The sequence below is a fragment of the Psychromonas hadalis ATCC BAA-638 genome, from assembly GCF_000420245.1.
Lineage (GTDB): Bacteria > Pseudomonadota > Gammaproteobacteria > Enterobacterales > Psychromonadaceae > Psychromonas > Psychromonas hadalis.
In genome coordinates, this window is sequence record NZ_ATUO01000144.1 from 1 (window position 1) to 9019 (window position 9019).

Genomic DNA, 9019 nt, shown 5'->3' on the forward strand with positions numbered 1-9019 from the left:
TTGAAATTAACTAAATCACAGGTAAAAAAAAACCTCCATATAATAAATTAGAGAGAGGAGAACAATAAATGATAGAAACGTTTCTTCCGTTTTTCGTCAAGAATTGAGCGCTCGTTTGAAATCAACTAAATCACAGGTAAAAAAAACCTCCGAATAGCAAGCTATGCGGAGGAAAACTAAGGAAGAAACTATAAAAATAACTAGTTCAAAAGATTAGTCCTCAGCTTATAGAAAAAGTTCAAAATTAATTTCCATTGAAAATTAATGCGCTTCATCCCAGTTAATCCCAACACCTACATCGGCGATTAAGGGGACGTCCAACTGTGCAGCTTCCGCCATGATGGCTTGAATCTCTTTGCTGTAAGATTCAACACAATCCTCTTTAATATTAAACACCAGTTCATCATGTACTTGCATCAAAAGTTGCACACTTCCCTCCTCTTGCTTCGCAACCCAAGCAGCCATATCGATCATCGCTTTTTTAATGATATCGGCAGCGGTGCCTTGCATCGGGGCATTAATTGCTGCACGTTCAGAAGCTTTCTTGAGCATGCCATTACGTGAATTGATATTCGGCAGCTGTAAACGGCGGCCTAAAATCGTTTCCACATATCCCTGCTCTTTTGCCACGGTGCGCGTCTCTTCCATATAGGTTAATACCCCCGGATAACGAGCAAAGTATCTGTCCATATATTGCTGTGCATCATGACGACCAATGTTAAGCTGCTTCGCTAACCCAAACGCGCTCATGCCATAGATTAAACCGAAGTTAATCGCTTTCGCGCTTCGACGCTGATCAACAGTCACATCTCCCACGTCCACAGAAAAAACTTCAGCGGCGGTGGCTTTATGGATATCTACGCCATTTGAAAACGCATCTAATAAGCCTTTATCTTGTGAAAGATGCGCCATGATACGCAACTCTATTTGACTATAATCCACCGCCACTATTTTATAACCTGACTGGGCAATAAATGCTTGGCGAATACGACGACCTTCTGCACTTCTAATAGGAATATTTTGCAAGTTTGGATCGCTTGAAGACAAACGTCCGGTAACGGTGACCGCTTGATGATAAGAGGTATGCACACGCCCTGTTTTTGCATTGACCATTCGAGGTAATTTATCGGTATAAGTTGATTTAAGCTTACTTAAACCACGATGCTCAATAATCAATTTAGGCAGAGGGTAAGTTAATGCTAACTCCACTAAAACCTCTTCTGCGGTTGAAGCTGCACCTTTGGGTGTTTTCTTTAAAATAGGCAGGTTTAACTCTTCAAAAAGAATCACCTGTAACTGCTTTGGAGAGCTTAAGTTAAACGGTTTACCTGCCTCTTTATAAGCAAGCTCCTCTATCTCTAATAGCCGTTTCGCTATCTCAGTGCTTTGAGCCAATAACATTTGACTGTCAATCTCGACACCACCACGCTCAATATCACTGAGCACGGTTAACAACGGTAACTCTATCTCATTAAACAGCGTTAATAACACTGGCGACTCTTTTAGGCGACCATAAAGCTCAAGGTGTAAACGCAGGGTAATGTCCGCATCTTCAGCCGCATAAGGGGCGGCCTCTTTAATGCTAATTTGGTTAAAGGTAAGTTGTTTTTTGCCTTTACCTGCAATCTCTTCAAAGGAGATACATTTATGATCAAGGTACTTAAGCGCAAGGGTATTCATATCATGTTTACCCGTACTATCAATCACGTAGGATTCGAGCATGGTATCAAACTCAATCCCTTTTAACTCGATGCCATGATTGAGCAAGACACTGCGATCATACTTAAGGTTTTGTCCTACTTTTTTCTGTTTTTCATCTTCTAAAAGCGGTTTCAGTTTCGCCAGTGTTTCGGCAAAATCTAGCTGCTGAGGGGCATCGATATAATCATGCGCTAATGGCAGATAAACCGCTTCAATGTTCTCGTTACCATCTTGAATGGCAAACGATAATCCAACAATTTTCGCCTGCATATAATCTAAACTGGTGGTTTCTGTATCAAACGCAAATAGGTCGCTTGCCTCAAGCTTTTTGATAAGCTGCGTTAACTGACCCTTTGTATAGATAGTTTTGTAGCTACTTCTGTCAACAAGCACACTATTAACCGTTTTAGTCTCGCTATTTTTCGTTTCACCCGTCGGGCTTTCCACTACTTTCCCACCATCAAGCAGTGCCGATAACCAACGTCTAAATTCTAGTTTTCCAAACAGTTTAATTAACTCATCACTGTCCTGCTCGGCAAATTTAAAGTCGTCATAAGCCACGTCTAACTCAACATCTAATTTAATCGTGGCTAACCGATAAGAGAGACGCGCCATCTCTTCGTTATCCGCCATTTTTTTAGAGATAGTTTTACTACCACGAAACCCAAGGGGCGCAAGTTTCTCTAAATTTTCATAGATAGCATCCATCGAACCAATGCCTTGTAACATCGCTAATGCAGTTTTTTCACCAACACCTGGGACACCGGGAATGTTATCAGCGGTGTCGCCCATTAAAGCAAGGTAGTCAATAATCAGCTCTGGCGGAACACCAAATTTATCACTCACACCTTGTACATCCAGTACGGTATCCGTCATGGTATTGATCAGTAGCGTATGCTCATCCACCAGCTGCGCCATATCTTTATCGCCGGTGCTGATCAGGGTCTTAATCCCTTTTTCACTGGCCTGTTTTGAAAGCGTGCCAATAACATCATCGGCTTCAACGCCATCAACAATTAAAATAGGCAGACCCATCGCTTTGATAACGGCATGGAGAGGTTCAATTTGAATACGCAGATCATCGGGCATACTAGGACGGTTGGCTTTATATTCGCTGTACATATCATCACGGAAGGTTTTACCTTTGGCATCAAATACGACAACGATATGACTCGGGTTAAACTGACGCATTAGGCTTTTAAGCATGTTCACCACGCCATAAACGGCACCTGTTGCTTCACCCGCTGAGTTAGTAAGATGTGGAGGAGAGAAAAATGCACGATAAAGATAAGAGGAGCCATCAACCAGTACAAAAGGATTTTCAGGGATCGTCGCCATCAGCTTATTACCTAGTTAGAAAATTAGGCAAAGATTATACCCTACTTCTAACAGACTAGGGGGGCGCTATTCAGGAAAAAGGTGCAACTTAAGTTACACCTTAACCGAACAGTTAACCTTTATAGAGTTTCGGATTAAACAGATCTCTTAACCAATCACCAAGTAGGTTAATCACTAAGACCAGTGAGATTAAAACAATGCCCGGGAATAGCGTTATCCACCACGCACCAGAGAAGATATATTTAAAACCGATACTGATCAGCGCGCCTAAGGAGGGTTGGTCAACGGGTAACCCTAATCCTAAAAAGGAGAGCGCTGCTTCCGACATAATGGCGTTGGCAATCTGTACGGTTGAGATAACCAAAATAGGTGATAAACAGTTAGGCAGTATATGACGAAACATAATACGCCCCGCTTTAAAACCCATGACCTGCGCGGCTTCTACATACTCTTTTTGCTTCTCAGCCAGCACCGATGCTCGAATGGTGCGCGCATATTGTGGCCACTCAGCAACCCCAATAATAACGATTAACATGACCACTGCGTATTCACTAAAGAACTCAGCACCAAAGCTTGCTTTAAAAATAGCAGAGACAATAATAGCGACCATCATAGTGGAAAATGACAGTTGTACATCGGCAAAACGCATTAAGAAGCTATCAATTCGACCACCGAAATAACCCGCTGACAAACCGATAACAATACCTAAAACCAACTGTACTGCGACCGCTAAAAAGCCAATCGTTAATGATAAACGCGCCCCATATAAGATAGTGGAGAGAATATCGCGACCTTGATCATCGGTGCCTAATAAAAAGCGTTGATCACCTTCCTCCATCCAACTCGGCGGAAGTTCAGAGTCCATGATATCGATAATCATCAAATCATAGGGATCAGTAGGCGCTAATATCGGTGCAAAAAGTGCCGACAAAAAGAAAGCTAAAAATAGTGCAAAACTGACCATCGCCACTTTGTCACGTTTAAAGTAGTAGATAAAATCAGAGTTTTTGATTTTCTGCCAACGAGAAGAGGTGGTTATTGTTAACTCATTCATGATTAAGCCCCTTTACCAGTAATATTAACGGTTGGGTTTATCACACCGTATAACAAGTCAACAATAGTGTTAGTGACCACAAAAATCAGCCCAACAAAAATAACGTAAGCGGTAATAAGTGGCGTATCTACACGGTTAATCGCTTCTAAAAATAGAAAACCAGTCCCCGGCCATTGGAAAACTGTTTCCGTTAAAATGGTGTAAGCGACCATTGTCCCTATCTGCACACCACCAACCGTTAACAGCGGCAGCATGGTATTTTTCAAAGCATGTTTATAATACACCTTGTTCATGGGTAGCCCTTTTGCTATAGCAAATTTCACATATTCAGAGCTAAGTGCTTCTAACATTTCAGAGCGAACTAAACGAATAAATAGTGGCAACATAATTGAAGCTAATGAGACACAAGGTAATATCAGATGTAACAAACCATCTTTGGTGAAAAAACCACTTTCCCAACCAAGAATAATAACCGTATCACCACGACCGTATGAGGGAAGCCAATTCAGTTCAATAGAAAATATATACATTAATATAATGGCGGTTAAAAATACGGGCACGGATATACCAATACTACTGATCGCCAGAATCACTTTGGTCCACACACTTTTAGGATGAATAGCGGAGTAAACACCTAATGGAATAGAGACAGCAATAATAATCAAGGCAGCACCAAATACCAGCTCCAGTGTTGCTTGTAATTTGTCTAAAATAATGTCAACAGCGGGACGTTTAAGGAAATAGGAAGTACCTAAATCGCCTTGCAGTGCATTACCAATAAAACGACCATATTTTGTCATATAAGGGTCATTTAGCCCAAGTTCATCACGCAACACTTGACGCTCTTCTTCTGAAACTGACTGTCCAACCATCTCACGTAGTGGATCACCGAGGCTATCTTGAATTGCAAATGCGACTAAACTGATCACAAACATCACTATTAATGCCTGAAAAAGTCGCTGGACTAAAAAGGTAAACATTTGTTGTTCCCTATAAATGTTTAAACGGCACAGAAAGTGTGCCGTTTGTTGTTAAGTTAATTATTTATTTAACGACTAAATCACCAAAATAAGGGAAGTTAAGCGCGTTTACGATGGGTGCAACTTGTAGATTAGATTTTGCGCCCCAAGCAAGATCCTGCCAATGTAATGGTACAAAGGCAGCATCATTATACAGTATTCTTTCTACCTCTTTTAACATCTCAGCACGTTTACTCGGATCTGTTTCTGCATTGGCTTTATTGACTAACGCATCCATTTTAGGGTTAGCGTAATGACCACAGTTATAAGCGCCTTTACCTGTTTCTTTATTACGCGTCATGGTTAAAAATTCAGAAAAGTTAGCTGAATCTTCCGTATCAGCATGCCACCCGATCATCATCATATCCGCTGAACATAAATCAAACTCAGGCCAGTATTGTGCTTTAGGCATGGTTTTAAGGTCAACTTTAATGCCTATTTTAGCGAGCATTGAAGCACTTGCTTGGGCGATTTGAGCATCATTAACGTAACGGTTATTCGGTGCCATCATGGTTAATTTAAAGCCTTTCTCGTAACCCGCTTCTTTCATCAGCGCACGCGCTTTTTTCAAGTCATAACGTGGCACTAAACTTTCATCATGTCCGGCATAACCTGCAGGGCTTTGTTGCCCAGCAGCAGTACCAAACCCTTTCATGATTTTTTTAACAATCGCTTCATTGTTAATGGCATATACAATCGCTTGACGAACACGCACATCTTTTAATGCTTCATTGCTATTTTGATTCATCTGTAGAGTAATAATACGCGTACCAGAAACGGTGGTCAGATTGATATTTTTAGTTTTAATCACACGTTTTTGGTCGTTAGGTGCAACAGGGTGAATCAGGTCAACATCACCTGAAAGTAGCGCTGCAACACGGGTTGCATTCTCTTTGATGGGCACTAAGGTTAGTTTATCAACGTTACCCGGTGATGCGGTATCCCAGTAGTCATCAAAACGCTCAAACACCACTTTTATACCCTGTTCGCGAGAAGTAACAATGAAAGGCCCGGTGCCTGACACATGAGTAGAAGCAAAAGAGCTACCATGTTTTACAATGCGTGATTTATCTTTACCATCGATTTCGCCAGAGTAGAATTTACTGTCCATCGGAAAAATATAGGTCGCGGTTTGTAAGACTAATGGATAGGGCTTAGATGATATTATCTCTACGGTGTAGTCGTCTATTTTCTTCAACTCTTTATAAGGGGAGAAGATAGCTTTGTAATCACCTGATTTTTTCAAACGGTTGAATGTCCAAACCACATCGTCTGCAGTCATTGTATTACCCGAATGGAATTTCACCCCTTTGCGTAGTGTGAAACGGAAAGTAGTATCATCAATACGCTCCCACTTTTCTGCTAAACGAGGCTCAAAGTTAAACTGTTTATCAAAACGCACTAAGGGATCAAATAGCATATGTGACATCTGTATCACGCCACCAGACAGCTGTTCATGTGGGTCAAGTGTTACCGGATCTGAATCATAAGCGACGGTTATATCAGCCGCAACGGCTGAAAAGCAAAGTCCTGTTGCTAATAATGCAATGGTAAGTTTTGTTTTTAAAAATTTCATTCGTTAGTTCCTTTTCATGGTGTTTGTTATTTATAACGCGGATCGTAACCCTTTAAATTCGGGCATCAGTGAAATTAAATGTTGGCTATATTCATGCTGTGCATTAGTAAAAAGTTGCTCACTATCACAAACTTCTACAAGCTCACCTCGGCGCATAACCCCCACTCGGTCACAAATTTGGCGGATAACGGGCAAATCGTGGCTGATAAAGAGCATCGTCAGTTTTAATTCGTCTTGTAGATCTTTAAGTAGATTTAATATCTGTGCTTGCACCGATACATCGAGTGCTGAAGTCGGTTCATCGCAAATAAGCAGGCGCGGACGTGTCGCTAATGCGCGCGCAATAGAGATACGTTGACGTTGCCCACCAGAAAACTCATGGGGATATTTAACCCCTGACATTTTTCCTAAACCAACATGATCTAACAGATCAAAAACAATCTGCTGAATTTGTGATTCAGAACTAGCCAGTTTATGAAAACGGATCGGCTCAGCAATAATGTCATAAACCTTCATGCGTGGATTCATTGAAGTATAAGGATTCTGAAATACCATCTGCATTTGACGGCGAATAGGACGGCGCTCTCTTTCTGACTTTAATGAGGTTAAGTCAATTCCCTCAAAGGTTATTTTACCCTCGTTAGGTGGGTATAAGCCTGCAATAACACGTGCTATCGTTGATTTACCCGATCCTGACTCGCCCACTAGACCAAACGTTTCCCCCTCATTGATGACAAAACTAACGTTTTTATTGGCTTGCACGTATTCACGTTTACTCTCAAAAAAGGAGTCTTTAGTAATAAAGCGTAGGTTAATATTCTCTACTTTTAGTAGTGGGCCAGTATATTCACGTTGATCTTCACTTTGCCCAAGCCAGTGGTTTTTGATATCGAGTGGCTTCAACTCATGCGCCTCTTCGATATAACTAACCAGTGGGAAACGGTCTAATTTAATATCGGATCGGGGCACAGCAGAGATCAAACTGCGTGTATATTCATGGCTAGGATTCCCTAAAACCTGTGCGGTTTCTCCAAATTCAACCAGTTCACCGCGGTACATTACTGCTACCTTATCGGTAATATTGGAAACCACCCCCATATCATGGGTAACCAACATACAACCTACCTGTTTTTCAATACACAGGTTACGGATAAGGGTTAAAATTTGATCTTGAATGGAAACATCTAATGCCGTAGTCGGTTCATCAGCAATAATAAGATCGGGCTCGCCAGAAAGTGCAATCGCAATAACAACACGTTGACGCATACCTCCTGAAAATTGGTGTGGATACTGTTTAATACGCAATTCAGGTTCAGGAATACCCACTTGTTGCATCAAATCCAGAGCACGTTGCTTTGCCTCTGCCTTGGTCATGTTTAAATTTGCATGAATAGTTTCCAGCAATTGTTGCTCAACAGTAAAAAGCGGATTTAGTGAGGTCATGGGGTCTTGGAAAATAAAACCAATTTTATTGCCACGTATATGGCGCATCTGCTTAGCGGTCTTTCCTGAAATTAACTCCCCATCTAATAAAACCTCACCTGCAGCGATAACCCCAGGAGGGCTAAGTAGATCAATGATGGCATTACCGACGGTGGATTTCCCAGCCCCTGATTCGCCAACAACGCCAACGATTTCACCGCGGTTAATATTAAAAGAGAGGTCTTTTACCGCAACATGGGTACCAAAACGTGAAGGGTATTCGATGCGCAGGTTTTTAACTTCCAATAAAGACATTAATACGATCCTTGTAATCACTGCTACATAGCAGTCATTAAAAAATAAAGATAACTCTACACAACTTATCTACAGTGAATAAGTATTCATAAAAAGCGCACATAACAAAAAAGAATAAGTGAAAAATATCATCATAGAACAATAGTTCTACAACAACAAATAGCAAAGGTGGTTTTTGGCTACCAGTTCAAATTATTAATTATTAATTATGTGCTATAGCACCCTATTTATATTACTTTTTGTTATTTTTTTTGTTTTATGATCTGCTTGTATATTGAATGAAGAGTGTAGTTATACCAATTACAGTAAATGACTAATCTATTTTACTGGTTAAAATAACTCACTTCTGCGTTGTAAGTTTTGTAAAGGGAACAACCATTTACGTCAACTTACGCCTTAAATTTAGCTATTTTCCTGCGCAAAATTTAGATCACATACTTAATGTAATCGGTATTAAAAGGCTTGTTGAGTGATCGACAGTCAGTTTTAACCTAGCCCTTATTCTATTTTGTTATATTAAGTTTAGGTAAAAAAAGCACAACTCAGTGGGTTTATTTTTATATTAATTTGACTATGAAAAGTACAGAGTTGGAG

At 40.7% G+C, this 9019-nt stretch carries 5 protein-coding genes; all 5 read right to left on the reverse strand.

Annotated features, from left to right (window positions below; genetic code table 11):
• Positions 1 to 261: 261 nt before the first annotated feature.
• On the reverse strand, positions 262 to 3039 hold the full coding sequence (gene polA / locus G322_RS0114975) for a DNA polymerase I (RefSeq protein ID WP_022942554.1): 2778 nt from the start codon (positions 3037 to 3039) through the stop codon (positions 262 to 264).
• A 112-nt stretch (positions 3040 to 3151) separates the two neighbouring features.
• Positions 3152 to 4093, reverse strand: coding sequence for an ABC transporter permease (locus tag G322_RS0114980; RefSeq protein WP_022942555.1), 942 nt, complete (start codon positions 4091 to 4093; stop codon positions 3152 to 3154).
• A gap of 2 nt (positions 4094 to 4095) precedes the next feature.
• On the reverse strand, positions 4096 to 5073 hold the full coding sequence (locus tag G322_RS0114985) for an ABC transporter permease (protein ID WP_022942556.1): 978 nt from the start codon (positions 5071 to 5073) through the stop codon (positions 4096 to 4098).
• A 64-nt stretch (positions 5074 to 5137) separates the two neighbouring features.
• Positions 5138 to 6688, reverse strand: a complete 1551-nt coding sequence (locus G322_RS0114990) for an ABC transporter substrate-binding protein (protein WP_022942557.1) — start codon at positions 6686 to 6688, stop codon at positions 5138 to 5140.
• A gap of 30 nt (positions 6689 to 6718) precedes the next feature.
• On the reverse strand, positions 6719 to 8425 hold the full coding sequence (locus tag G322_RS0114995) for a dipeptide ABC transporter ATP-binding protein (protein WP_022942558.1): 1707 nt from the start codon (positions 8423 to 8425) through the stop codon (positions 6719 to 6721).
• Between the last annotated feature and the right edge of the window lie 594 nt (positions 8426 to 9019).

Bases quoted from the DNA above. Each gene is read 5' to 3' on its own strand.
- G322_RS0114990 (WP_022942557.1), bottom strand. From the start codon at position 6,688: ATGAAATTTTTAAAAACAAAACTTACCATTGCATTATTAGCAACAGGA.
- G322_RS0114980 (WP_022942555.1), bottom strand. From the start codon at position 4,093: ATGAATGAGTTAACAATAACCACCTCTTCTCGTTGGCAGAAAATCAAA.
- G322_RS0114995 (WP_022942558.1), bottom strand. From the start codon at position 8,425: ATGTCTTTATTGGAAGTTAAAAACCTGCGCATCGAATACCCTTCACGT.
- G322_RS0114985 (WP_022942556.1), bottom strand. From the start codon at position 5,073: ATGTTTACCTTTTTAGTCCAGCGACTTTTTCAGGCATTAATAGTGATG.
- polA (WP_022942554.1), bottom strand. From the start codon at position 3,039: ATGGCGACGATCCCTGAAAATCCTTTTGTACTGGTTGATGGCTCCTCT.